General features: G+C 73.7%; 20 protein-coding genes. 8 read left to right on the plus strand and 12 right to left on the minus strand.

The window, feature by feature from the left end; genetic code table 11:
- Positions 1-88 precede the first annotated feature (88 nt).
- Positions 89-2,137 (plus strand): aa3-type cytochrome oxidase subunit I, encoded by a 2,049-nt coding sequence (ctaD, locus tag D7193_RS28480; RefSeq protein WP_120782710.1) that lies wholly within the window; start codon positions 89-91, stop codon positions 2,135-2,137.
- Positions 2,138-2,182: 45 nt separating this feature from the next.
- On the opposite strand, the gene D7193_RS28485 is transcribed toward ctaD, so the two are convergent.
- The 4 genes from D7193_RS28485 to D7193_RS28500 form a co-directional block, all read right to left on the minus strand.
- Complete coding sequence (locus D7193_RS28485; RefSeq protein ID WP_120782711.1) at positions 2,183-3,319, minus strand: SigB/SigF/SigG family RNA polymerase sigma factor; 1,137 nt, start codon at positions 3,317-3,319, stop codon at positions 2,183-2,185.
- A 223-nt stretch (positions 3,320-3,542) separates the two neighbouring features.
- Complete coding sequence (locus D7193_RS28490) at positions 3,543-4,913, minus strand: hypothetical protein (RefSeq protein WP_120782791.1); 1,371 nt, start codon at positions 4,911-4,913, stop codon at positions 3,543-3,545.
- Between the two features lie 318 nt (positions 4,914-5,231).
- The gene (locus D7193_RS28495) at positions 5,232-6,992 is read right to left on the minus strand and encodes a thiamine pyrophosphate-binding protein (RefSeq protein WP_120782712.1); all 1,761 of its coding nucleotides are present in this window, start codon (positions 6,990-6,992) and stop codon (positions 5,232-5,234) included.
- On the minus strand, positions 6,985-8,109 hold the full coding sequence (locus tag D7193_RS28500; RefSeq protein ID WP_120782713.1) for a baeRF2 domain-containing protein: 1,125 nt from the start codon (positions 8,107-8,109) through the stop codon (positions 6,985-6,987). Before D7193_RS28500 ends, D7193_RS28495 begins: the two co-directional genes overlap by 8 nt.
- 142 nt (positions 8,110-8,251) lie before the next feature.
- Between D7193_RS28500 and D7193_RS28505 the strand changes: the two genes are divergently transcribed.
- Complete coding sequence (locus D7193_RS28505) at positions 8,252-8,800, plus strand: hypothetical protein (RefSeq protein WP_120782714.1); 549 nt, start codon at positions 8,252-8,254, stop codon at positions 8,798-8,800.
- Positions 8,801-8,904: 104 nt separating this feature from the next.
- Positions 8,905-9,765 (plus strand): alpha/beta fold hydrolase, encoded by an 861-nt coding sequence (locus tag D7193_RS28510; protein WP_120782715.1) that lies wholly within the window; start codon positions 8,905-8,907, stop codon positions 9,763-9,765.
- Positions 9,766-9,839: 74 nt separating this feature from the next.
- Here D7193_RS28510 and D7193_RS28515 read toward each other — a convergent pair whose 3' ends face one another.
- Positions 9,840-10,187: a DUF3817 domain-containing protein gene (locus tag D7193_RS28515; protein ID WP_120782792.1), complete on the minus strand. Its 348-nt coding sequence runs from the start codon at positions 10,185-10,187 to the stop codon at positions 9,840-9,842.
- A 177-nt stretch (positions 10,188-10,364) separates the two neighbouring features.
- Between D7193_RS28515 and D7193_RS28520 the strand changes: the two genes are divergently transcribed.
- Positions 10,365-11,843 carry a glutamate-cysteine ligase family protein gene (locus D7193_RS28520; RefSeq protein ID WP_120782793.1) on the plus strand — a complete coding sequence of 493 codons (1,479 nt, stop codon included), beginning with the start codon at positions 10,365-10,367 and terminating at the stop codon, positions 11,841-11,843.
- Between the two features lie 9 nt (positions 11,844-11,852).
- Here the strand turns inward: D7193_RS28520 and D7193_RS28525 are convergent, their stop codons facing one another.
- The 5 genes from D7193_RS28525 to D7193_RS28545 form a co-directional block, all read right to left on the minus strand.
- A complete protein-coding gene (locus tag D7193_RS28525) occupies positions 11,853-12,431 on the minus strand; it encodes a GNAT family N-acetyltransferase (RefSeq protein WP_241563564.1) in 579 nt (192 codons plus the stop codon).
- A gap of 10 nt (positions 12,432-12,441) precedes the next feature.
- On the minus strand, positions 12,442-13,389 hold the full coding sequence (locus D7193_RS28530) for an ion transporter (protein WP_120782717.1): 948 nt from the start codon (positions 13,387-13,389) through the stop codon (positions 12,442-12,444).
- Positions 13,390-13,449: 60 nt separating this feature from the next.
- Positions 13,450-14,622, minus strand: coding sequence for a zinc-dependent alcohol dehydrogenase (locus tag D7193_RS28535; protein ID WP_120782718.1), 1,173 nt, complete (start codon positions 14,620-14,622; stop codon positions 13,450-13,452).
- Positions 14,623-14,650: 28 nt separating this feature from the next.
- Entirely contained in the window at positions 14,651-15,601 is a 951-nt protein-coding gene (locus tag D7193_RS28540) for an SRPBCC family protein (RefSeq protein WP_120782719.1), read from the minus strand.
- Between the two features lie 222 nt (positions 15,602-15,823).
- Positions 15,824-16,726, minus strand: coding sequence for a LysR family transcriptional regulator (locus D7193_RS28545; RefSeq protein ID WP_120782720.1), 903 nt, complete (start codon positions 16,724-16,726; stop codon positions 15,824-15,826).
- 82 nt (positions 16,727-16,808) lie between these two features.
- Between D7193_RS28545 and D7193_RS28550 the strand changes: the two genes are divergently transcribed.
- The 4 genes from D7193_RS28550 (at position 16,809) to D7193_RS28565 (ending at position 19,552) form a co-directional block, all read left to right on the plus strand.
- Positions 16,809-17,810, plus strand: a complete 1,002-nt coding sequence (locus tag D7193_RS28550; RefSeq protein ID WP_120782721.1) for a DMT family transporter — start codon at positions 16,809-16,811, stop codon at positions 17,808-17,810.
- Positions 17,811-17,910: 100 nt separating this feature from the next.
- Positions 17,911-18,339, plus strand: coding sequence for a hypothetical protein (locus tag D7193_RS28555; RefSeq protein WP_120782722.1), 429 nt, complete (start codon positions 17,911-17,913; stop codon positions 18,337-18,339).
- Positions 18,333-18,560, plus strand: a complete 228-nt coding sequence (locus D7193_RS28560) for a helix-turn-helix transcriptional regulator (RefSeq protein WP_120782723.1) — start codon at positions 18,333-18,335, stop codon at positions 18,558-18,560. Before D7193_RS28555 ends, D7193_RS28560 begins: the two co-directional genes overlap by 7 nt.
- Positions 18,557-19,552, plus strand: a complete 996-nt coding sequence (locus D7193_RS28565; protein WP_120782724.1) for an NAD(P)-dependent alcohol dehydrogenase — start codon at positions 18,557-18,559, stop codon at positions 19,550-19,552. Before D7193_RS28560 ends, D7193_RS28565 begins: the two co-directional genes overlap by 4 nt.
- A 109-nt stretch (positions 19,553-19,661) precedes the next feature.
- Here D7193_RS28565 and treZ read toward each other — a convergent pair whose 3' ends face one another.
- Both treZ and treY read right to left on the minus strand, forming a co-directional pair.
- A complete protein-coding gene (gene treZ, locus D7193_RS28570) occupies positions 19,662-21,395 on the minus strand; it encodes a malto-oligosyltrehalose trehalohydrolase (protein ID WP_120782725.1) in 1,734 nt (577 codons plus the stop codon).
- On the minus strand, positions 21,392-23,710 hold the full coding sequence (gene treY / locus D7193_RS28575) for a malto-oligosyltrehalose synthase (RefSeq protein ID WP_120782726.1): 2,319 nt from the start codon (positions 23,708-23,710) through the stop codon (positions 21,392-21,394). The genes treZ and treY overlap by 4 nt, the downstream gene beginning before the upstream one ends.
- Position 23,711: the final 1 nt, after the last annotated feature.

Consider the following 23,711-nt stretch of genomic DNA (forward strand, 5'->3'; position numbering starts at 1 on the left):
AATCGGCCTGATTCACCCCTTCAGCCTGGTTTCATGGGAGACGGGCACGGGCAGCCACGCCCGTCCGTTCCTGCGGGGGTGAGGGAACATGCCGAGACGCGCCGCCGCGGAGCCGGGCCGGGACCGCGGGCCCGCGGTCCTCTCGCCCGCCCGCTTCGGCGGTTACCCCGGGCCCCTGCGCCAGCCGATCCCTGGCAACTCGCTGATCCGGTTCCTGGCCACGACGGACCACAAGCAGATCGGCATCCTCTACCTGCTCACCTCGTTCGGGTTCTTCCTGGTGGCGGGGTTGGAGGCGATGCTGATGCGGGCCGAGCTGGCCCGCCCCGGCCTGCAGTTCCTGTCCTCGGAGCAGTACAACCAGTTGTTCACCTCGCACGGCGCGGTGATGCTGCTGCTGTTCGCCACGCCGGCGGCGTTCGGGTTCGCGAACTTCATCGTGCCGATCCAGATCGGCGCGCCGGACGTGTCGTTCCCACGCCTGAACGCGCTGGCCTACTGGCTGTACCTGTTCGGCGGGCTCATGGTGATCGGCGGGTTCGCCGCCCCCGGCGGGTCGGCCGACTTCGGGTGGACGGCGTACACGCCGCTGAGCGACGTCGAGCACTCCCCGGGCGTGGGCGCGAACATGTGGGTCATCGGCCTGGTGATCTCGGGTCTCGGCACGATCCTCGGCGCGGTCAACCTGATCACCACGATCCTGACCCTGCGCGCCCCCGGCATGACCATGTTCCGGATGCCGATCTTCACCTGGAACATGCTCTTCACCAGCGTCCTGGTGATCCTCGTCTTCCCCCTGCTCGCCGCGGCGCTCCTGGCACTGGCGGCCGACCGCCTGCTCAACGCGCACGTGTACGACGCCGCCACCGGCGGGCCGCTCCTCTGGCAGCACCTGTTCTGGTTCTTCGGCCATCCCGAGGTCTACATCATCGCGCTGCCGTTCTTCGGCATCATCACCGAGATCATCCCGGTGTTCTCCCGCAAGCCGATCTTCGGCTACACCGGTCTGGTGCTCGCCACCATCGCCATCACCATCCTCTCGATGACCGTGTGGGCGCACCACATGTTCGCCACCGGGCAGGTGCTCCTGCCGTTCTTCAGCATCCTGAGCTACCTCATCGCGGTGCCCACCGGCGTGAAGTTCTTCAACTGGATCGGCACCATGTGGAAGGGCCAGATCACCTTCGAGACGCCGATGCTGTTCGCCATCGGCTTCCTGGTCACCTTCCTGCTCGGCGGGCTCACCGGTGTGCTGCTGGCCAGCCCGCCGGCCGACTACCAGACCCACGACACGTACTTCGTGGTCGCCCACTTCCACTACGTCGTCTTCGGCACCGTGGTGTTCGCGCTCTTCGGCGGCTACTACTTCTGGTGGCCCAAGTTCACCGGACGAATGCTCGACGAGCGGCTCGGCAAGGCGCACTTCTGGACGATGTTCCTCGGGTTCCACGGCACGTTCCTCGTGCACCACTGGCTCGGCAGTGAGGGCATGCCCCGGCGGTACGCCGACTACCTGCCCAGCGACGGATTCACGACCCTCAACACCATCTCCTCCATCTCCGCGTTCGTGCTCGGCTTCTCCACCCTGTTCTTCATCTACAACACGTGGAAGTCGTGGCGGTACGGGACCATGGTCACCGTCGACGACCCCTGGGGATTCGGCAACTCCCTGGAGTGGGCCACCACCTGCCCGCCGCCGCTGCGCAACTTCGACCGGATGCCCCGCATCCGCTCCGAACGCCCCGCCTTCGACGCCAAGTACGGCACGCTCGTCGCCGACCTCGGCCGCGACCTGCCCCAACGGACGACGCGGCCGCCCCAGGAGATGCGCGAGGAGCTGCGACACGTCGTACAGGCGCCCGAGTCGCCGGCCGCCGAGGGCGCGCACGGGCCGCGCGAGGTCGTCGAGTACACGCCGGCGCCGCAGTCCGGCGCCCGCCCCGTGAACGTGCCCCGCCCCGAGCACGTCCGCCGTCCGAGCTTCGAGGAGACCGACGAGCCCGAGGAGACACGCCTCGGCGCCCAGCGGGCGCCGCAGGAGAAGGAGGAGTGGCGGCACCCGCACAGCCACGGCGACCCACCGGAGCGTCCCCACGGGCCGGACGGGCCGCCGCCGGAACGGGAGGACGGCACGTGAGGACGGGCCGGCACCCTCGGTGCCGGCCCGTCCGTCGCGTACGGATCAGTCGCGTGTGGGCGCCAGGCCGGCGGCGGTCAGCGAGCGGCGTACCGCGGGCTGCACGCGGGTCAGCCGCAGCGGCACGCCGGTACGGGCCGCCGCGTCCCGTCCGGCCACCAGCGCCGCGATCCCCCCGGCGTCGACCCCGCCCGCACCGACGAGGTCGACCACCACCTCGCTCGGCTGGCCGGTGACCGCCTCCAGCATCGCCCGGCGCAGCTGGTCCGCGCCGTCACGGTCCACGTCGCCGCCGACCTCGACCACCACCCGGTCGCCGTTCTGCCGGACCGAGATCCGCGGCTTCGCCGCCTCGGACTCCGCGGCGCCGTTCTGCCAGGGCGGCGGGGCGTCGGCGAGCATCGCCTGGCGCAGCCAGGTCAACGCCCGCGACAACAGCCGGGAGACGTGCATCTGCGAGATGCCGAAGCGGGCCGCGATCTCGGCCTGGGTCTGGTTGCCGTAGAAGCGCATCGCGAGGATCCGGCGCTCGCGCCACGGCAGGCGGTGCAGTAGCCCGCTCACGGTGACCCGGTCGTCGACGGACTCCAGCGCGTTGTCCGACTCACCCACCAGGTCGCCGAACTCGGCCGAGCTCTCCCCGCCGACCGGCGCGTTCAGCGACGCCGGGCTGTAGCCGGCGGCCGACTCCAGCGCGGCGAGGATCTCCTCCTCCGGCGTCTCCAGCCGTTCGGCCAGTTCGGCCACCGACGGCGCCCGGGACAGCTCGCTGGTCAGCGCCGCAGTGGCCTGTCCCACCTCGAGGATCAGGTCGCGCAGCCGCCGGGGCACGTGCACGCCCCAGGTCCGGTCCCGGAAGTGCCGCTTGATCTCACCGACGATGGTGATCGCCGCGTACGCCGTGAACGAGCCCCGTTCCGGGTCGTACCGGTCGACGGCGTTCACCAGCCCCAGGCGCGCCACCTGCTCCAGATCCTCCAGCGGCTCCCCCCGCCCCCGGTACCGGCGGGCGAGCCGGCCGGCGAACGGCAGGGCGAACCGGACCAGGTCGTCGCGGGCCTCCTGCCGCCGCTCGGGCGGCAGGCCCTCAATCCGCGCCGCGTACGCGAGCGCGGCCGCGTCGAGGTCCTCCAGGCCCCGCTCGGTGGGTGGTGGTGTGCTTGTGGTGGTCTGTCCGAACATCCGCGCCTCCCTCAGGAAGGTCCCCCGCCCGGATTGGGAAACCGGTCGTGCGCGTGGTCGGGCCACGCACCGGGCCGGAAAGTGGGTTACGTGACTGGGACGCCAGCGGGCGACGAGACACGCTGCGCTACGTGATCAGTCCATCGCAGCCAGCGATGTTCCCGCTCCGTAGGTACTCAATCACGGGATCCCAGGTTCGCGAGGATGTTTCGCTGGGCTCACCTCAAGAGACGAGCAGCCCCTGGTCGGTGCCGCTGTCGCGGAGCACGGCCAGCGCCTCGGCCACGGCCAGCGGAGGCGGCTGCGGCAGGTCGTACGGCTGGGCCCGAAGCACCTCGGTGGCCCGGCGCGTGGGCACCGAGGCGACCGGGTAGCCCCGCGCCGAGGTCCGGTCCAGGGCCCGGCGCCGGCGCCCGAAGCCAGCCACCGCGAGCCACTGCGGCAGCCCCGCGAGCGCCGGCGAGCGGACCCCGGGCGGCTCGGGCAGCACGTCCACGGAGGTGAACGGCTCGCTGCCGGCGAGCCACCACTCGACGCCCTCGACGCTGCGCCGGGTGGCGTTCTCGCACCAGTACGGCACCATCCCCGCCCGCACCACCTGCCACGGGTCGAGCAGCCGACCGCACTCCACCACGAGCCGGTCGCCGGTCTTGCCCGCCGCGCGCAGCCAGCGGCGGTACAGGTCGGCGATCGCCGCGCTGAGCGCCTCGGGCCGCGGGAAGAGCACCCGGTGCAGCGGGTGGCCGCCACGCCCGGCCCAGTCCCGGGCGCTGAGTTCGAAACCGGACTCCACGCCGTGCTCGGCGTACCCGGACGAGGACGAGACCTGCGGCGGTTCCCAGCGTGCCGCGTCACCGCCCGCCGACCGGAGCACCTGGCGCAGCGCGTGGCTGTCCGGGTGGAAGTCCACCGGATCCAGCCCGCTGCCCGGGCAGCCGACCTGGAAGCTGTGCCCGTTACCCGGGTCGAGCACCGGCCACGTACGCGCGTCGCGCAGCAGCAGCACCGGGGCGCCGGGGGCCAGCCGGTCGGTGAGGAACCGCCGGTACGCGGCCGGCAGGGTCCGCCACCGGGCCGCCAGGGCGACCGTCGCCCCGGCCAGCGCGCCGCGGCTCGCCGGGCAGTGCACCTGGCGTACGTGCAGGTCGTCGTTGCCCGCGAGCAGCCGCCCCGCGAGTGCGGCCCCGTGGTCCAGGGCGGCGCCCGGCCGGTCCACGGCGCCCTGCGCCCAGTGGACGGTCATCTCGAAGCCGGCGGGCAGCCAGGGCACGCCGAGGGCGACCGCGAGGTGCGCCGCGGCGCCGTGCGGCGAGCCGAGCACCGCGCCCGGGTAGCGGCGCCGCGGGTACTGGTCGACGAACCAGCCCGCCACCCGGCCGGCGTCGACGTCGGCGGTCTGTGCGGGCGTCAGCGCCACCCGGCCGGCGGCGCGGGTGACCGCCGCGCGGCGCACCGGGTCCGGGGCGCCGGGAAAGCGGGACACCGGTCCCGGGTGTCCCAGGTCGGCGCAGTCCGTGCCGCGCAGCGCGCGGGCCGTGGCGGCGACCAGGATCCGGGCGCTGCTGCCGGCCGCCACGACACGGTCGCCGGCCATGCCGGCGTCCGCAGCCACCAGCCCCTCGTGCACCTTGTGCACCGGCCCCACCTTGCCTCGTTCGCTCACCACGCGGCCCGGCTTCCCGTCCGGATGCGGTTCAAACGGGCCGTCCCCCACCCGTCGGGACCAATCCGCTGATCGGGGGCGCTTCGCCAATACCGGGCGGTAGGTGTCGTCCGCGCCGCCTCGCCCCGGGCGTCCCGCACCGGCCCGAAAGGCCGGGCGCCGACCCCGCCGACGCCGTTTCACCGGTGCGGCGGCACCCCGTGGTCGGGATGCCGCCGCACCGGCGGTCCTACGGTCGACTCCCGGTCGCTAGACCAGGTCCTCCGCGGCGACGGAGAGCTGCCGGTCCACCTGCTCCCGGACCCGGCGCGCGGCGTCGCCGTCGGCGAACACGCCGCGCAGGTCGGCGAAGGCCGGTTCGGGTGGGGCGAGCGGCACGCGGGCGTCGACCACGGCCTCCACGACACACGGGCGGTCCGCGGCCAGCGCCTCGTCCCAGGCCGCGCCGACCAGCTCGGGCCGGTCCACCCGGACGCCGTGCAGCCCCAGCAGGCGCGCCCAGCCGGCGTACGGCACGTCCGGCCGGCGGCGCCCCGGGTCGGTTACGGGCTGCCGCCCGCCGCCCATCCCCGACTGGTCACGGTTGTTGAGCACCAGCACGACCAGCCGCGGATCCCGCCAGCGCGGCCAGTGGTGCGCCACAGTGATCAGCTCGGCCAGGCCGTTCAGCTGCATCGCGCCGTCGCCCATCAGCGCGATCACCGGCTGGTCGGGCGCCGCGAGCTTGGCGGCCACCGCGTACGGCAGGGCGCAGCCCATCGAACCGAGCGTGCCGCACAGCTGGGCGTTCACGCCGACCGGCAGCTCCAGGTGCCGCGCGTACCAGTAGATGACCGACCCGACGTCCACGGCGAGCGCGGCCGACCGCGGCACCCGGGGGGACAACTCCTGGAGCACCTGCTGCGGGTTAACCGGCTCCGCGGGCGCGGCCGCGCGCTCGGTCAGCTCCTGCCGCCAGCGGTCCACCGAGTTCTCGACGGTGGCCCGCCACCGCGGGCTGGGACGGTCCGGCAGCCGGTCCAGCAGCGCGCGCAGCGTCTCGGCGGCGTCGCCGACCAGCGGGACGTCCACCGGGTACCGGCTGCCGATGCGGCGGCCGTCGATGTCGATCTGCACGGTCCGGACCTGCCCCGGCATCGGCAGGTAGCCGGTCCACGGGTCGTTCGTGCCGACCATCACCAGGGTGTCGCACCCGCCCATGAGTTCCGCGGCCGCCCGGGTGCCCGCCTCGCCGAGCACACCGGCGTGGAAGGGCAGCCGCTCGTCGAGCACCGTCTTGCCCAGCAGCGAACTGGCCACCCCCGCGCCGAGCCGGTCGGCCAGTTCGAGCACCTCGTCCTCGGCGCCCCGGGCCCCCTGGCCCACGAGGATCGCGGTGCGCTGGCCGCTGGCGAGCACCTGCGCGGCGGCGGCCAGGTCGACGTCGTGCGGCAGCACCCGTGCCAACGGCTCGCCCGGCGTCGCGGTGATCACGCCCGCGGCGTACGCCTGGAGGTCGGGCACGGTGGCCTCCTGCACCTGCCGGGGCAGCACCACGCACACCGGGCTGCGGGTCGCCGCGGCCGTGCGGAACGCCTGGTCGAGCAGGGTCGGCACCTGGCCGGGGCCGCGCGCGTAGTGGACGAACTGGTTGCACACGTCGGCGAAGAGGCGGCTCAACCCGATCTCCTGGTGCGCGCCGCCCAGCGGGCCGGAGACGTCCTCGCCGACGATCGCCACCACCGGCTTGCTGTCCAGTTTGGCGTCGTACAGGCCGTTGAGCAGCTGCACCGCGCTCGGCCCCTGGGTGGCGAGGCAGACGCCGATCCCACCGGTGAACTTCGCGTGCCCGGTCGCCATGAACGAGGCGGTCTCCTCGTGCCGCGCCGGCACGAACTCCGGGTCACCGCCCGCGCGGTCCAGCGCCGCGACCAGCGGGGCGATCGCCTCGCCCGGATAGCCGAACGCCCGCGGCACCCGCCAGGCCCGCAGCCGGTCGACCACCAGGTCGGCGGCGATCCGCTCAGCCATTGCCGCGCCCCGGCGTGCTCGCGTCGACGTAGCGCAGCACCGCGCCGACGCCGTCGGTCAGCTCCGGCGCCTCCTCCGGGCCCAGCACGGTCAGTTCCGCGTCGGTGCCCACCAGCGCGCGCACCAGCGCCGCGTCGGCGCGTACCCGCTGCGGGTCGGCCACCGACATCGCGGAGAGCTGCCCCGGGTCCACGGCGATCTCGGTGGGCTCCGGACCGATCCAGAGCTGACCGTCGGCCGACGGGTCGTCCACGATGAGCATGGTCTCGACCTGGTTGCGCTGGAGCGCGCCGACCACCGCGTCGAGGCCGGCGCCGACGTCCTCCTGCATGCCGAACCGGTCCAGGGCGGCGGCGATGCGCTGGTCGGCCACCTCGGCGATGGTCTGCACGGTCAGGTCGTCCAGCAGGGTCTGGTCGGCGCCGCCGGCCCGGGACCCGGCGTCCGTGCGCACCACGACGTCCTGCCAGCGCGGTGGCATCTGCGCGGCGATCACCCCGGTGGCCCGCACGTCGCCGGCCACCACCACGACGTCCGCGCCGACCCGTTCGGCCAGGTCCACGGTCGCGGCCGTGACGTCGCCCGCATTGTGGTGCCACGCCTCCATGGCCGCGCGCTGGTAGCGCGACTGCGACCAGCCGCCCGGCCGCACGCGGCGCAGCTGGAAGTCCTCCCGGCCCACCACGTGCGCCCGGCGCGGCACACCCCCGGCGCTGACCGCCATGGCGTCCGCGCCCGTCCGGTCGGCCAGCACCCGCACCCAGGCCACCTGTTCACCGCGCTGGGCGAGCAGCGGCATGACGTGCGGCAGCGGCGCGTACGAGGCGAGGTCACGCAGCGGCGGAGCGGACAGGTACTCGGTGAGCACCACCCGGCCCCGGGTGGCGAAGACGGCCAGCCCGTAGTCCCCGGCGATCGGGTCGTGGCCGCGCACCACCCGGTCCAGCGCGGCGACGGTCGGCTCGTCCGCGCCCTGGTCGGTGAGTTGACCCTGCAGTGCCCGCCAGCGCAGGTCGAGCGCCGGGTGGGCGTCGTGCGTGTCGGCCGACGCGTCCACGTACACGGAGCACCACGGCCCGGGACGGTCGTAGAGCGGGCGCAGGAAGGACAGCTGCATGCTCGACCCCTTTCCAGCTCGGCCCTGCGCTTACCCGTGCGGCCCCGGATGTCACCTGACGCTCGTGAGCGCGTGACCAGGTTTCATTCACGCCGTTCGACCCCCGACGTGGATACCATCAGTGAACGGATCAGGACTCTCGGTGGTGAGCATGGACAGCGGACTCGATACCCGGCGGATCGCCCACCCGACGGAGCGGATCTTCACCGGCCGCGTCGTCCGGCTGCTCGACGGGTACTCCCGGGAGGTGGCCGTCGGGCAGCCGGTCCTCGTGGCGGTGCTGGCCGCGGCCGGCGTGGCGAGCCTGCTGATGCTGCTGGTACGCGCGGTGCTGCCCGGCGGCGCGGCCCGCGCCCGGCGGCGCTGGAAGGACCTGAAGAAGGGTCCGGAATACCTGGTGACGCCGCTGCGGCTGCGCGACGCCACCGGCCGGCTCTGCGAGGTCGAGCTCCACGGCCACCTGCCGCAGAGCGCCCTGCACCCCGCCGACCACGTGCAACTGACCCTCCGGCCGCAGAACGACCCGGAGCTGCCGCCCCGCATCGAGCGCATCGTCAACCTCACCACCGGGCAGCTGCTGACGCCCCGGACCGCGACGGTGTGGACTCATCTCGGCCCGCCGCTGCTGCTGCAGGCCCTGCTCGGGGCCCTGCTGCTGGCGGCCATCGCCGCCTGGTCCGCCCTGCGCTGACGGCCGCACCACCGCCCCACGCCCGCGACGCCCCGGCGCGATCACGGGAGCGCGACGCCGGCGTGGGCGTTTGCCGCGACGCCGGTGCGGGCACAGGCACGGCCGTGTTCGACGGCTTCACCCTCGACGAGATCGACGTCGGCCCGGTACGCCTGCGCGTGCGCCACGGCGGCTCCGGCCCGCCGGTCGTCCTGCTGCACGGACATCCCCGCACCCACGCCACCTGGCACCGGGTCGCGCCCCTGCTCGCCGGGCGGCACACCGTGATCTGCCCGGACCTGCGCGGCTACGGCGGTTCCACCGCCCCGCCCGACACCCCCGACCACTCCTCGTACGCAAAGCGGGCGATGGCCGCCGACGTGGTCGCCCTGCTCGACGCGCTCGGCCACCGACGTGCCGCCGTGGTGGGCCACGACCGCGGCTGCTACGTGGCCATGCGCACGGCGCTGGACCACCCCGACCGCGTCAGCCGGCTCGGGGTGCTCGACGGCGTGCCCATCGGCGAGGCGCTGGCCCGCGCGGACGCGCGGTTCGCCGCCCGGTGGTGGCACTGGTTCTTCCTGGGGCAGGTCGACAAGCCCGCCGAGCGGGTGATCAACGCCGACCCGGACGCCTGGTACGGCGGGTCGCCGGACCGGATGGGCGCGGAGGCGTACGCGGACTACCACCGGGCCATCCACGACCCGGCCACGGTGCACGCCATGTGCGAGGACTACCGGGCGGGCCTGGGACCGGACCGGGCCGCCGACGAGGCCGACCGCGCCGCCGGGCGGCGGATCACCTGCCCGGTGCTCTTCGCCTGGTCCGAGCGCGACGACATGGTCGAGCTGTACGGCGACCCGGCGGCGATCTGGCGGGACTGGGCCGACGACCTGCGGGTCGCCTCGGTGGACTCGGGCCACCACATGGCCGAGGAGGCGCCGGAGGCGTTGGCCGCGCTGCTGCGGGACTTCCTCGCCGGTTGACGCCGGCGGGCCGCCCCGCCGGCGCGCCGCCCCGCCGGTCAGTGGGCCGCCAAGCCGGCGGGCCGCCCCGCCGGTCAGCGCGCGGGCACGGGCTCCGGGCGGGCCGGCGCGTCCGCCGCGCCGAGCATTCCCCGGCGGCGGGCCCACCGCTCGTACACGAGCGTGGCGAACGGCGGCACCGCGCAGGCCAGCGCCACCCCGGTCGCGAGCAGGCTCCACCGCTGCCGGCGGGCCACGAGGAGGACCAGCAGCAGGTACACGACGAAGAGCCCGCCGTGGATCGGCCCGAAGATCTTCACGCCCACCTCGTTGTCGGTCGGGCCGTACTTCACGGCCATGCCGACCAGCAGACCGAGCCAGGAACAAGCCTCGGCGACCGCCGCCCCGACGAACAGCCCGGTCACCCTGTCGCGCCTCACCATCGCCACCACCTCTCGGCGGGCCATGCTAGCCGGGCCCGCGCCGGGGACCGGGAAGAACCGGCCGGACGGGACAGGGATCACCGGGCGCCAGGATGGGTAGAGAAGCATCGACTGGTCTTCCCCGCGCGCCGACGGCGTGCGAGCTTAGGAGGACCAGCGGTGACTCGGGTGGTGACGATGGGCGAAGACGTCGGCGCGCGCACCTTCAGCCGAGAGGATCGGGCGCGTTACCGGGACAAGGTACGCCGTTGTCTGGACGTCTTCGCCGAGATGCTGCGCGAGGCCCGCTTCGACGTAGAGCGCCCGATGACCGGGCTGGAGATCGAACTCAACCTGGTCGACGACGAGTCGCAGCCCACGATGCGCAACACCGACGTACTGGCCGCCGTCGCCGACCCGAGCTTCCAGACCGAACTCGGCCAGTTCAACGTGGAGATCAACGTCGCGCCACGGCGGCTCGCGGGCACCGGCACCGCGCAGTTCGAGGAGGACGTCCGGGCCAGCCTGAACGCCGCCGACGCCAAGGCCCGGGCCATCGGCGCGCACCTCGTCATGATCGGCATCCTGCCGACCCTGCGGCCCGAGCACCTGACCGCGCGCACGCTCTCGGCGAACCCGCGTTACGAACTGCTCAACGAGCAGATCTTCGCGGCCCGCGGCGAGGACCTGCGCATCGCCATCAACGGCGTGGAACGGCTGGCGGTCACCGCCGACACCATCACCCCGGAGGCGGCCTGCACCAGCACCCAGTTCCACCTCCAGGTCAGCCCGGGGCAGTTCGCCGACTACTGGAACGCGGCGCAGGCCGTCGCCGGCGTCCAGGTGGCGCTGGGCGCCAACTCGCCGCTCTTCTTCGGCCGGGAGCTGTGGCGGGAGACCCGGATCCCGCTGTTCCAGCAGGCCACCGACACCCGCTCGGAGGAGATCAAGGCGCAGGGCGTACGGCCGCGGGTGTGGTTCGGCGAACGGTGGATCACCAGTGTGTTCGACCTGTTCGAGGAGAACGTGCGCTACTTCCCGGCGCTGCTGCCCGTGTGCGACCCGGAGGACCCGGCGGAGGCGCTCGCGACCGGTGACGTGCCGAAACTCGCCGAGCTGCGGCTGCACAACGGCACCGTCTACCGGTGGAACCGGCCCGTGTACGACGTGCTGCGCGGGCGGCCGCACCTGCGGGTCGAGAACCGCGTGCTGCCCGCGGGACCCACCGTGCTCGACACCATCGCCAACGGCGCCTTCTACTTCGGGCTGGTGCGGGCGCTCGCCGAGTCCGACCGGCCGCTGTGGTCGCAGATGTCGTTCAGCGCCGCCGAGGAGAACTTCACGACCTGCGCCCGCTACGGCATCGACGCGCAGGTCTTCTGGCCGGGCCTGGGCTACCTGCCGGTGACCGAGCTGGTGCTGCGGCGGCTGCTGCCGCTGGCCCACCACGGCCTGGACCGGTGGGGGCTGGAGCCCGACGAGCGCGACCGGCTGCTCGCCGTCATCGAGCAGCGCTGCCTCACCGGGCGCAACGGGGCGAGCTGGCAGGTGGAGACACTGCACCGGCTGGAGTCGGCCGACCACCTGGACCGGCCCGAGGCGCTGCGCGAGGTGGTGCGGCACTACGTCGACCTCATGCACACCAACCGTCCGGTGCACGAGTGGCCCCTGCCCTGAGCGGGCCCCTCACTCCCACGGCGACGGGTCGTCGCGGAGCCTGCTGTAGAGGTGGCCGTCACGCCAGCGGCCGGCCCGGAACTCGCAGGCACGGATCACGCCCTCCAGGCGGAAGCCGGCCTTCTCCAGGGCCCGCTGCTCGGGGATGTTCTCCGGGTGGGTGCCGGCCTGGATCCGCTGCACCGGTGTGTGGGCGAACAGGTAGTCGCAGAGCAGCGCCTGCGCCCGCCAGCCGACGCCCCGCCCGCGCCACTGCGGCAGCAGCGCGATGCCGATCTCCCAGTAGGTGGCACTCGGGGCGTACCGGCCGGCGCGGTAGCTCACGAAGCCGGCAGCCGTCGCATCCGTGCCGGCCTCGACCACGAGCCGGCCGTCGTCCTCGCCGAGCCAGCCGTCGGCCGCGAAGCGACGGACCGGCGCGCCCGGGTCACGGAAGCCACCCCAGTCGAGGCCGACCAGCCCGGGCTCGGTGCAGAACCGCCGGAACATCGCGAGGTCGGGCTCGGCCACCGGACGCAGCCGGACGCTCGTGCCGTCGGTCTCGGACACGATGCCAGGCACGGGCACCGGCGGGTAACCACCCTCCACGGCGGACACGCTAGCGGCCGGAGGGCCGCCCCGCCGCCCCGTGCCGGGCATGCCCGTCCTCACGGTCGATGCGCAGTTCCCGTTCCAGCTCGGCGATCACGGCCCGGAGGTCGTCGAGCCGCTGGGTGAGGGCGATGCGGTCCACCTCGTCGGGGACTCCGTCGCCGTCCTCGTCGTACCCGGGCGCCAGCCGCTCGGTCATCTCCAACCGGCGCGCCTCCTCCATCGAGTTGACGATGACCGCGATGAGGATGTTGAGCAGCAGGTTGACGGTGATGACCACGTAGCTGACGTAGTAGAGCAGCGTCCAGGGCGACAGCGCCATGCCCTGCTCCATGAGGTCGGGCAGGGTCTCCAGGGACAGCAGCACGAACAGGGTCAGCAGCGACCGTCCGATGTCGCCGTACTGCTCCGGGTACGCGTCGGCGAAGATCAGCCAGCCGGCCATGCCGTACACGTAGAGGGTCACCACGGCCAGCGCGAGGAACCCCGCGACGCCCGGGAGGCTGCGCCACAGCGCCGCCACGATCGTGCGCAGGCCCGGAGAGAACCGGACCAGCCGCAGGACGCGGGCGACCCGCACCACGCGCAGCAGCGCGGGGTCGCCGTGCAGGCCGGGCAGGAAGATCGCGAGGGTGACCACGAAGTCGAAGATGTTCCAGCCGTGCCGGAAGAAGTCCTGCGGCCGGCGACCGTGTGCCAGCACCCGGACGACGATCTCCGCCACGAACGCGACCCGGAACGACAGCTCCAGCCAGCGCAGGGCACCGGCGGCGGTGCCGAGGTGCGGGAACGTCTCGAGACCCAGCACCACCCCGTTGGCCACGATGAGGACGACGATGGCGATCTCGAACGGTCGCGACCGGACGGTGCGGGCGCACCGCTCGGACAGGCGTGACCACCGGGACGCGGGCGTGGTGGACCCCCCGCGCTGGCGGGGTGCGGGCGTACGCCTCACCGCGGTCGGGGTCCACGGGCCGCGCGCATGGCCCACAGCCTAGCGAGGCGCCCGCGACGCTCAGACGGTGAGCAGCACCTTGGTGCACTCGTCCTGCTTCTTCTGGAAGATCTTGTAGCCCTTCGGGGCGTCCTTGAGCGGCATCCGGTGGCTCACGATGAAGCTCGGGTCGATCTCGCCGCGCTGGATGCGCTCCAGCAGCGGGCGGGTGTAGCGCTGCACGTGGCACTGCCCGGTCCGCATGGTGAGCGCCCGGTTCATGAACGCGCCCATCGGGAACTTGTCGATGAGCCCCCCGTACGCGCCGATCACCGAGACCGTCCCGCCGCTGCGGCAGGCCAGGATCGCCTGGCGCAGCGCGAAGGGGCGTTCGGTCTCCAGCCGCACCGCCTGCTTCGCGCGGTCGTACGCGTAGATGGCCGCGTTGCCGTGGTGGCCCTCGAGACCGACCGCGTCGATACAGGCGTCCGGTCCCCGCCCGGCGGTGAGCTCGTTGAGCGCGTCCAGGACGTCGGTGTCCTCGTAGTTGATGGTCTCGGCGCCGGCGTACTCGCGGGCCAGCCGCAGCCGGTACGGGTACCGGTCGATGACGAACACCCGCTCCGCCCCGAGCAGGCGCGCGCTGGCCGCGGCGAGCAACCCGACGGGGCCGGCGCCCCAGACGGCGATCACGTCGCCGGGCTTGATGTCGCACATCTCGGCGCCCATGTAGCCGGTCGGGAGGACGTCGGCGAGCATCACGGCCTGGTCGTCGGGCACCTCGTCGGGCACCTTCACCGGCCCGACGTCGGCGAACGGCACCCGGGCGTACTCGGCCTGGCCGCCGGCGTAGCCGCCCAGGAGGTGGGAGTAGCCGAAGATGCCGGCCGGCGAGTGGCCCATGATCTTCTCGGCGATGCCGGCGTTCGGGTTGGAGTTCTCGCAGACGGAGTAGAGGCCCCGCTGGCAGGAGGTGCAGTGCCCGCAGGCGATCGGGAAGGGCACCACCACCCGGTCGCCGGGGCGCAGGTTGCGCACCTGCGGGCCGACCTCGACCACCTCGCCCATGAACTCGTGCCCGAGGATGTCGCCCTTGCGCATCGCCGGGATGTAGCCGTGGTAGAGGTGCAGGTCGGAGCCGCAGATGGCGGTCGTGGTGATCCGTACGATGGCGTCCCGGGCGTTCATGATCGTGGGCTCGGGCACGTCGATGACCTTGACGCTGTCCTTGCCCATCCAGGCGGTGGCCCTCATCCTCGTCCTTCCTCCGGTGGTGGGCGGGTCAGCGCCGGCCGGGCAGCGGCTGGGCGGGGCGCTGCATGACCTGCTGGCGCACCGAGATCCCGTCCGGGCTGCCCTCGGAGCGGACCACGTCGCCGGTCTCCAGCACCTGCTTGAACCGGCGCAGGTCGTCGCGTACCTGCTGCTCGGGCTCCTCGCCGAACAACTTCGCCACCGCGCGGCCCAGCGAACCGGCCGGCGGGGCGTAGCCGAGCTGCACGCGCACCTCGGTGCCCCGGTCACCGGGTGCGGGTACGAAGCGCACCCGGCCCGCGTTGGGCACCCGGGTACCGGGCATCGACCGCCACGCGATCGAGCGGTTGGGCTGGTCGTCGACGATCTCGGCGTCCCACTCGATGTGCCGGCCCGCGGGACCGCGCGCCATCCAGTGTGAACGCCGCAGGTCCTCGGCCCGGATCGACTCCACGTGCGACATGAAACGCGGCAGGTTCTCGATGTCCCGCCAGAACCGGTACGCCTCGGCCGGTGACCGGTTCACCGTGACGCCCAGGTCGATGCGGATGAGCCGGCCCCGGGCCCGGCGGGCGCGGGAGGCGCGGGTCGCGGCGATCAGGTCCAGTGCGGTTATCCCGGCCACGGCGGCGGTGGTGAACGCCACCCGGCGGCGCCGCTCGCCGCAGCGGTCGGCCATGGCCCGACCGAGCAGGGCCAAGTCCATGGCGTCGCCGGCCACCCGCGTCCAGGCCCATCCCGCGGGTCGGCGCCCCAGGACCAGCCCGAGCCCGTGACCCACCTCGCGGGCGCCGATCGCCGGGACGATCGCTGGTGCGGCCGGCGCGTCGTCCACTCCGGTCAGCCGGGCCAGGTGTCCCGGCGCGGCGAGCGCGCCCGCGCCGAGCACGAGGCTCAACCAACCGAGTGCCCGGGGCAGCCACGGGTCGGGGGCCGGGTCGTCCAGCTCAGGCAGGAGCACTCCGTCGATACGGTTCACGTGGGGTCCCTCCGCTCGGCGGGCCCGGTGGTGGCGCCGCCACCGTGACGCTATGCCGTAGGACCGGCCGGTGTGCCCGGTTCAAGCGAGAATGTCCCGCCCCTCCCCGGTCAATCATGCAGTTGCGGTGCCCCACAAAAGGTACGGGTACTCCCATAACATCCACCACGACTGCATGATCGGCGGGGACCCTCGTTCGCCGCCGCCGGCGAGCGGCGCGGATCACCGGGTCGGGCCCACCGCCGTCGCGGCCGCCCGCAGCGCGGCGACCGCCGTCCGCACCGCCGGCGCGTGCTCGACCGCGTCGTGCACCACCGTGTGGATCGACCGCATCGGTGTCGGGCGGACGAGCCGGACACAGGTCACGCCGGAGGGCAGGTGGGCCGCGCCGAGCGCGGGGAGCACCGTCGGACCGATGCCGGCCGCGACGAAGGCGAGTGCCGTCGGGTAGTCGTGCGCCTCGACCCGAAAGGCCGGGCTGAACCCGGCGGCGGTGCACGCCTCGATGAGGTTGTCGCGGCACCAGCCGCGGGCGAAGTCGTTGTCGACCCAGCCCTCGTCGGCCAGGTCGGCCAGGTCCACCTCCGTCCGCCCGGCGAGGCGGTGCCCGGCGGGCAGCACGGCCACGTAGGGGTCGTCGAGGAGGTGCTCGGCGGTGAAGCCGGAACCGGGGTCGAAGCCGGACCGGGCCACGACCACCTGGATGTCGGCGCGCTCCTCGCGGCTGTCCGGGATCTGTTCGCGCAGTTGCAGGTCGAGCCGGACGCCGGGGTGTTCGCTGAGGATGTGCCGCACCACGAGCGGCATCCACGCCGCCCCGACCGACGCGAAGTACGCGATGGACAGTGCTCCGGTGCGGCCGGCCCGCAGGTCGGCGATGAGCGACTCGGCCGCGCCGAGCCGGGCGAGCACCCGCTCGGCCTCGGCGGCCAGGGCGTGCCCGGCCGCCGTGGGTCGCAGGCCCCGCCCGGCCCGGGCGAGCAGCGCGAGGCCCGTCTCGCGCTGGAGCGCGGTGAGGTGCTGGCTGATGGCGGAGGGGGTGTAGCCGAGGTTGGCCGCGGCCGCCTGGACGGACCCGGACGCCACGACGGAGCGGAAGACACGGAGACGGTGGACGTCGAGCATCCGACGACTATAAAGCTTGGCTGAATCGTCGTGAAGATATATTCACTGGTGCTGCACAGTCTGCGGAACGCAGAATCGGCCCATGACCCGTGCGCGAACCGCCAGCCCCGCCGCCCCGAGCCGCTCCGACGCCCAGCCCCCGGCGGCCGGGGACGCACCCACCCGCGCGCCGGCGGACCCGCGGCCCCGGTCCTGGCCGACCGTGGCCGCCGCCGGGACCACGGTGTTCCTGTGGGCGTCGGCGTTCGTCGGCATCCGCTTCGCCGGACACGACTACTCCCCCGGCGCGATGGCGCTGGGCCGGATGGCTGCGGCGTCCGCCGCGCTGGGCACGTTCGTAGCCCTCACCGCCGTCGTCCGGCGCGGGCGGGCGCCGCACGCCGCGCCCGCCCGCCGGGCCGCGCTGCCCCGGGGCGGCACGCTGGGGCTGATCGCGCTGTGGGGCGTGGCCTGGTTCGGCGGCTACAACGTGGCGCTCAACGCCGCCGAGCGGCTGGTCGACGCCGGCACGGCGGCGCTGCTGGTGGCGATCGCGCCCGTCCTCGTCGCGGTGGCCGCGGTCGCCGTCCTGGGCGAGCGGCTCACCGGCCGGCTCGGCGTCGGGGTGGCGGTCGCCTTCGCGGGGGTCGCCCTGATCGCCGCCGGCGGCTTCACCGGGCACGCCGACAAGGTCGGCGTCGCGCTGGCGGCGCTCTCCGCCGTGCTGTACGCCTTCGGCGTACTGCTCCAGAAGCGCCTGCTGGCGCGGGTGGACGCCGTGACGATGACCTGGCTCGGCGCGCTGGCCGGCACGGCGGCCCTGCTGCCGTTCGCGCCCGCACTGCTCGCGGAGCTCGCCGCGGCCCCGCCGTCCGCCACTCTGGGCATGCTCTACCTGGGCGTGTTCCCGACCGCTGTCGGCTTCCTCGCCTGGGGCTACGTGCTGTCCCGCTGGACCGCCGGCCGCACCACCGCCGCGACCTACCTGGCGCCGCCGGTGACCGTGCTGCTGTCGTGGGCGCTGCTGGGCGAGGTACCGGCGCCGCTCGCCCTGCTCGGTGGCGCGCTCTGCCTGGCCGGCGTGGTCCTCGCCACCCGCCGCTGACGCCCATCCCGCCCGCCTGCCGATGTAAAAGTTTCTAGACATGGTGTCAAGAACGCCTTACTCTGACCATGTCAAGGATTCTTTACCTCGGGAGGCGGTCATGACGCACGAGGAGAAACGCGCCTGGATCATGCTGGTGGTCAGCGCGGTCGGCTACGCCGTCTACGCGGCCGTCGTGCTGAGCCGGGTCGACGGCCGGCCACTCGCCGCCACCCCCTACGCCGGTGTTCTGCTGTGGACGATCGGCGGCGCCATCGTCGCGAGCGTCGTTGCCGAGATCGCGATGGGCGTGGTGAACCCCCGGGCGTCCCGGGTCAAGGACGTGCGCGACCGGGAGATCGGGCGGCTGGGCGACCACGTCGGCCAGGCGTTCGTCATCATCGGCGCGGTGTCGGCGCTGCTCATGGCGCTGGCCGAGTGGGACTGGTTCTGGATCGCCAACGTCATCTACCTGTGCTTCGTCCTGTCGGCGGTGGTCGGCTCCCTGGCGAAGGTGATCGTCTACCGCAGGGGTGTCCCGCAGTGGTGAAGCCGACCCGCGTCACCAACAGCATCCGCGCGCTGCGCTTCGCGCACGACGAGATGACCCAGGCCGAGTTGGCCGAGCGGATCGGCGTGACCCGGCAGACCGTCATCGCCATCGAGCAGGGCCGCTACTCGCCCTCGCTGGAGATGGCGTTCCGGATCGCCCACGTGTTCGGCGCGCGGCTCGACGACGTGTTCCAGTACCCCGAGGAGGCGGCACCGTGAAGGCCATCGTCCACGACACCTACGGCCCGGCGGACGTACTCCAACTCCGCGACACCGACCGGCCGACCATCGGCGACGACGACGTCCTGGTTCAGGTCCGCGCCGCCGCAGTCGACCCCGGAGTGTGGATCTTCATGACCGGCCGCCCCTACCTGGCGCGACTGGCCAGTGGGTTGCGCCGGCCCCGGGTGCCGGTGCTCGGCCGGGACCTGACCGGCGTCGTGACCGCGGTCGGCGCCCGGGTGACCCGGTTCCGGCCGGGCGACGAGGTGTTCGGCACCTGCCTGCGCGGCTCGTACGCCGAGTTCGCCAGCGCGCCGCAGCGGCGACTGGCCCGCAAGCCGGCCAACCTGTCCTTCGCGCAGGCCGCCGCGGTGCCGGTCTCCGGGATGACCGCCCTGCGCGCCGTGCGCGACAGCGGCCAGGTCCGCGCCGGGCAGCGGGTGCTGGTCATCGGCGCGTCCGGCGGCGTCGGCTCCCACGCCGTGCAGATCGCCAAGGCGTACGGGGCGACGGTCACCGCCGTCTGCGCCCCGGCCCGGGCGGATTTCGTGCGCTCCCTCGGCGCCGACGACGTCCTCGACTACACCAGCGAGGAGGTCGACCGCGACGGCCCGGTCTACGACGTGGTCATCGACACCGGCGGCGACCGGCCGTTCTCGCTGCTGCGCCGCGCCCTCACCCCGCGTGGGACGCTGGCGCTCGTCGGCGGCGCGTACACCAAGGGCCCGGTGCTCAGTGGCTATGACCGGCAGATGGTCCGCGCGCCGCTGCTGTCGCTGTTCGTCGGCCAACGGCTGCGCAGCGTCAGCGCCGTGGAGCGGGCCGAGGACCTGGCGGAGTTGGGGAGGCTCATCGAGTCCGGCGCGCTCACCCCGGCGGTCGACAGCACCTATCCCCTGGCCGAGGCGGCGGACGCGATCCGGCACCTCCGGGACGGCCACCCGGCCGGCAAGATCGTCGTCACCATGCCCGAATCAACCGGTCGTTGATCAGCCGGGGCCGCCGGTAGCGTCGTGCGGTGGGTCAGGCACCTCGGCGCCACGAGCCGATCTGAACCGGTCGCCCTGCTTTGTTTACGCTCCTCGAAGTCGCCAGGTATCAGAGAGCCACGATGGCCGCCGTCTCGGCTGGTAGCTCGATCCGGTCGCGCATCACCGTCACCCCGTCCCCGGTCGCCAGCAGCACCCTCCGCACGACCCCCGGCAGCGTGATCCGCTGCGCCTTCCCCGCGAGGTTCGCCGCCACCAGGCACTCCCCCCGCCGCATCACCAGGAACTGGTCCCCGTGCCGCACGTCCACCGCATGCAGCCGCGGATCCGACAGCTCAACCCGCGACTTCCGGAGCGCGATCAGCCGCCGGTAGAACTCCAGCATCTCCCGGTGCTCCGGCTTGTCCAGCTCCGCCCAGTCCAACCGCGACCGCAGGAACGTCTCCGGATCCTGCGGATCCGGCACGTCAGCCGGGGTCCACCCGTGCGAGGCGAACTCCCGCTTCCGCCCAGCGGCAACCGCAGCGGCAAGCTCAGGCTCCGGATGCGACGTGAAGAACTGCCACGGTGTGGAAGCGGCCCACTCCTCCCCCATGAACAGCATCGGCGTAAAGGGCGCCGTCATCAGCAGCGTCGCCCCCACCCGCAACAGCGCAGGCGACAACGAAACCGAGAGACGATCACCAACCGCCCGGTTCCCGATCTGGTCGTGGTTCTGCAGGTACGCCACGAACCGGTGCCCGGGCAGCCGCTGGCGGTCGACCGGCCGCCCGTGATGACGCTGCCGGAAGCTCGACCAGGTGCCGGCGTGGAAGAACCCGCCCGTCAGGACGTCGGTGAGCGCCTCCAGCGACCCGAAGTCGCCGTAGTAGCCCTGCCGCTCCCCCGTCAGCAGCGTGTGCAGCGCGTGGTGGGCGTCGTCGTTCCACTGGGCGTGCAGGCCGTACCCGCCGGCCTCGCGGGGCGTGATGAGGCGCGGGTCGTTCAGGTCGGACTCGGCGATGAGGGACAGCGGCCGGCCGAGGTGCGTGGAGAGCGCCTCCACCTCGACGGCCAGCTCCTCGAGCAGCGGCACGGCCCGGGTGTCCGGCAGCGCGTGCACCGCGTCCAGCCGGAGGCCGTCGACGTGGTAGTCGCGCAGCCACATGAGGACGCTGTCGATGATGTAGCGCCGCACCTCGTCGGAGTGCGGCCCGTCGAGGTTGACCGAGCGGCCCCAGGTGTTGCTCTGCTCGGCCAGGTAGGGGCCGAACCGCGGCGCGTAGGCCCCGGAGGGCCCGAAATGGTTGTAGACGACGTCGAGGATCACCCCCAGGCCCTTGGCGTGCGCCGCGTCCACGAGCCGCTTCAGCCCGTCCGGGCCGCCGTAGGGCTCGTGCGGCGCGTACCAGCACACGCCGTCGTACCCCCAGTTGTGCTCGCCGTTGAACGCGTTCACCGGCAGCAGCTCGACCAGGTCCACGCCGAGCGAGACCAGATGGTCGAGGCGCTCGATGGCCGCGTCGAACGTGCCCTCCGGGGTGAACGTGCCGATGTGCAGCTCGTAGAGGACGCTGCCGGGCAGCTGCCGACCCGTCCACGTCGCGTCCGTCCAGCCGAGGGCCGAGTGGTCGTAGCGGCGGCTCGGCCCGTGCACGCCGTGCGGTTGCCAGGCCGAGCGGGGATCGGGCAGCGGCTGGTCGTCGTCGTCGAGCAGGAACGCGTAGTCGGTGCCCGGGCCGGCGTCGGGCACCTCGACCCGCCACCAGCCGTCCGGGCCGGCCGTCATCTCGTGGTCGGCGGCGCCGGTCAGGCGCAGCCGGACCCGGGCGGCGTCCGGCGCCCACACCGTGAACTCGGTCATGACGCAGCCTCCACGGACTCGGTGGTGGGAGCCAGCAGCGCGACGGGATAGGTTGCCAGCAGATCGGCGAGGCGGGTCTCCCCGCCACTGTAGACCCGGCCGGTGAACAGGTCCGTCATCGTGTGAACGGGCAGTGACAGGACCGTGTCGCGCCAGCCGCCGGCCCGTGCCAGCCGCAACGGGAGACGGGTGGCGACGGCGATCGCGCCGCCCCGGTCGAAGGCGACCGCGTGCGGGCCGGCCGGCCCGTGCGCCGGGACCGGGCGGTAGCCGGTGAACAGGTCGGGCCGGGAGCGCCGCAGCCGCAACGTGCGGGAGACCACCAGCACCTTCACCGCCCCGTCGGCGTCGACCGGCGGCCGCCAGCCGGCGTCCAGACGGGCCAGCAGCTCCCGGCGTACGGCGAAGTCGACCGGGCGCCGGTTGTCCGGGTCGACCAGCGAGTTGTCCCACAACTCGGTGCCCTGGTACGTGTCGGGGACGCCGGGCATGGCGAGCTGCACGAGCTTCTGCCCGAGCGCGTTGGACCAGCCGGCCGGGGTGATCTCCGCGGCGAACGCGGTCAGCTCGGCGCGCAGCTCCGGGTCGTCGTACATCCGGTCCACCACCGCGTGCAGCGTCCCCTCGAAGGCCGGGTCGGGGTCGGCCCAGCTCGTCGATACCGACGCCTCCCGGGCGGCCTTCTCCACGTACGCGTGCAGCCGCTCCCGCTCGATCGGCCAGGCGCCCACGGCGGTCTGCCAGAGCAGGTGCGCGAACGCCGGGTCCGGCAGCGGCGCCCGGTGCAGCCACCCGGTGACCAGGCCGGCCCAGCGGTCGGGCAGCTCGCTGAGCACGGCGAGGCGCGCCCGCACGTCCTCCCCGCGTTTGGTGTCGTGGGTGGAGACGGTGGTCATGCCGGCGGGCCAGCGGACGTGTCGGGCGGTCGCGAACCGGTGGAACTCGGCCGGCGGCACGCCGAAGTGGGCCGGGCTCCCGCCGACCTCGTTGAGCGCCACGAAGCGGCTCCACCGGTAGAAGGCGGTGTCCTCGACGCCCTTGGCCATCACCGCGCCGGTGTACTGCGGGAACCGCCGGGCCAGCTCGTCGGCCGGGTCGCGTAGCCGCCGGGTGACCGCGTCCAGGGCGCCGGTCAGGTCCGGCCGGCGGCGACCGGCCTCGGCGCGGGCCACCGCGAGGTGCCGGGCGCCGTGCGGCGGGTAGCCGCGGTAGACCGGGAAGGCGGCGGCCAGCTCGGCCAGCGCCGCGCGGGCGGCAGCCGGCTCCACGTCGGGCGCGAGCGCGGCGAGCCGGGTCAGCTCGGCGGCGAGCAGACGGGTGGCGGCCGCGAGCTTGGTGTCGTGGGTCAGGTTCGCCCACGAGGTGGGCCGGCCGACGAGGCGGGTGTCCAGCGCGGTGAAGTCGCCCTCCGCGTCGGGGTCGACGAAGAGCCCGCTCACCGCCGCGAGAGCCTCGTACCCGGTGGTGCCGTCGACCGGCCAGTCCGGCAGCTCCTCGCCGTACTCCAGGATCTTCTCGACCACGAGCCAGGCCTGCGGGGCGGCGGCCCGCAGCCGCGCCAGGTAGCCGGCGGGGTCCCGCAGCCCGTCGGGGTGGTCGACCCGGATGCCGTCGACCTCGCCGGCCGCCGCCCACCGCAGGATCAGCTCGTGGGTGGCGGCGAAGACTTCCGGGTCCTCCACCCGCAGGCCGGCGAGGTCGGAGACGGCGAAGAACCGGCGGTACGTCAGCTCGGCGTCGCCACGGCGCCAGGAGACCAGTTCGTAGTGCTGCCGGTCGTGCACCTCGCGGGCGGTGCCCTCGGCGGTGCCGTCCGCCACGGGGAAGCGGTGCTCGTGGTAGCGCAGCTCACCGTCGACGATCTTGAGGTCGTCGAGGGCGTCGGGGGTGTCGGCGAGGACCGGCAGCAGCAGCCGGCCCCGGTCCCAGTCGATGTCGAACCAGCGGGCGTACGCCGAGGCGCGGCCGCGACGCAGCACGTCCCACCAGGCCGGGTTGGCCGCCGGCACGGCGACCCCCGCGTGGTTGGGGACGATGTCCACCACCAGGCCGAGCCCGACCGCGCGCAGCGCCCGCAGGAGCCGCGCCCGGCCCGCCTCGCCGCCCAGCTCCGGGTTGACCGCGCGGTGGTCGACCACGTCGTACCCGTGCGCCGAGCCGGGCGACGCGGCGAGCAGCGGCGCGCTGTACAGGTGCGTCACGCCGAGGTCGGCGAGGTAGCCGGCGAGGCCGGCGGTGGCGTCCAGGTCGAACCCGGGGCGTACCTGGACCCGGTACGTGGCGCCGACGCGGGACGGTCGAGGGGTCGTGGCCATG

This window comes from Micromonospora costi, assembly GCF_003626655.1.
Lineage (GTDB): Bacteria > Actinomycetota > Actinomycetes > Mycobacteriales > Micromonosporaceae > Micromonospora > Micromonospora costi.

Coding starts and splice junctions, on each gene's coding strand:
- D7193_RS28515 (WP_120782792.1), bottom strand. CDS start 10,187: ATGGTGAGGCGCGACAGGGTGACCGGGCTGTTCGTCGGGGCGGCGGTC.
- D7193_RS28545 (WP_120782720.1), bottom strand. CDS start 16,726: ATGCTCGACGTCCACCGTCTCCGTGTCTTCCGCTCCGTCGTGGCGTCC.
- D7193_RS28500 (WP_120782713.1), bottom strand. CDS start 8,109: ATGCAGCTGTCCTTCCTGCGCCCGCTCTACGACCGTCCCGGGCCGTGG.
- treY (WP_120782726.1), bottom strand. CDS start 23,710: ATGGCCACGACCCCTCGACCGTCCCGCGTCGGCGCCACGTACCGGGTC.
- D7193_RS28555 (WP_120782722.1), top strand. CDS start 17,911: ATGACGCACGAGGAGAAACGCGCCTGGATCATGCTGGTGGTCAGCGCG.
- ctaD (WP_120782710.1), top strand. CDS start 89: ATGCCGAGACGCGCCGCCGCGGAGCCGGGCCGGGACCGCGGGCCCGCG.
- treZ (WP_120782725.1), bottom strand. CDS start 21,395: ATGACCGAGTTCACGGTGTGGGCGCCGGACGCCGCCCGGGTCCGGCTG.
- D7193_RS28490 (WP_120782791.1), bottom strand. CDS start 4,913: ATGGCCGGCGACCGTGTCGTGGCGGCCGGCAGCAGCGCCCGGATCCTG.
- D7193_RS28520 (WP_120782793.1), top strand. CDS start 10,365: ATGGGCGAAGACGTCGGCGCGCGCACCTTCAGCCGAGAGGATCGGGCG.
- D7193_RS28495 (WP_120782712.1), bottom strand. CDS start 6,992: ATGGCTGAGCGGATCGCCGCCGACCTGGTGGTCGACCGGCTGCGGGCC.
- D7193_RS28485 (WP_120782711.1), bottom strand. CDS start 3,319: ATGTTCGGACAGACCACCACAAGCACACCACCACCCACCGAGCGGGGC.
- D7193_RS28550 (WP_120782721.1), top strand. CDS start 16,809: ATGACCCGTGCGCGAACCGCCAGCCCCGCCGCCCCGAGCCGCTCCGAC.
- D7193_RS28535 (WP_120782718.1), bottom strand. CDS start 14,622: ATGAGGGCCACCGCCTGGATGGGCAAGGACAGCGTCAAGGTCATCGAC.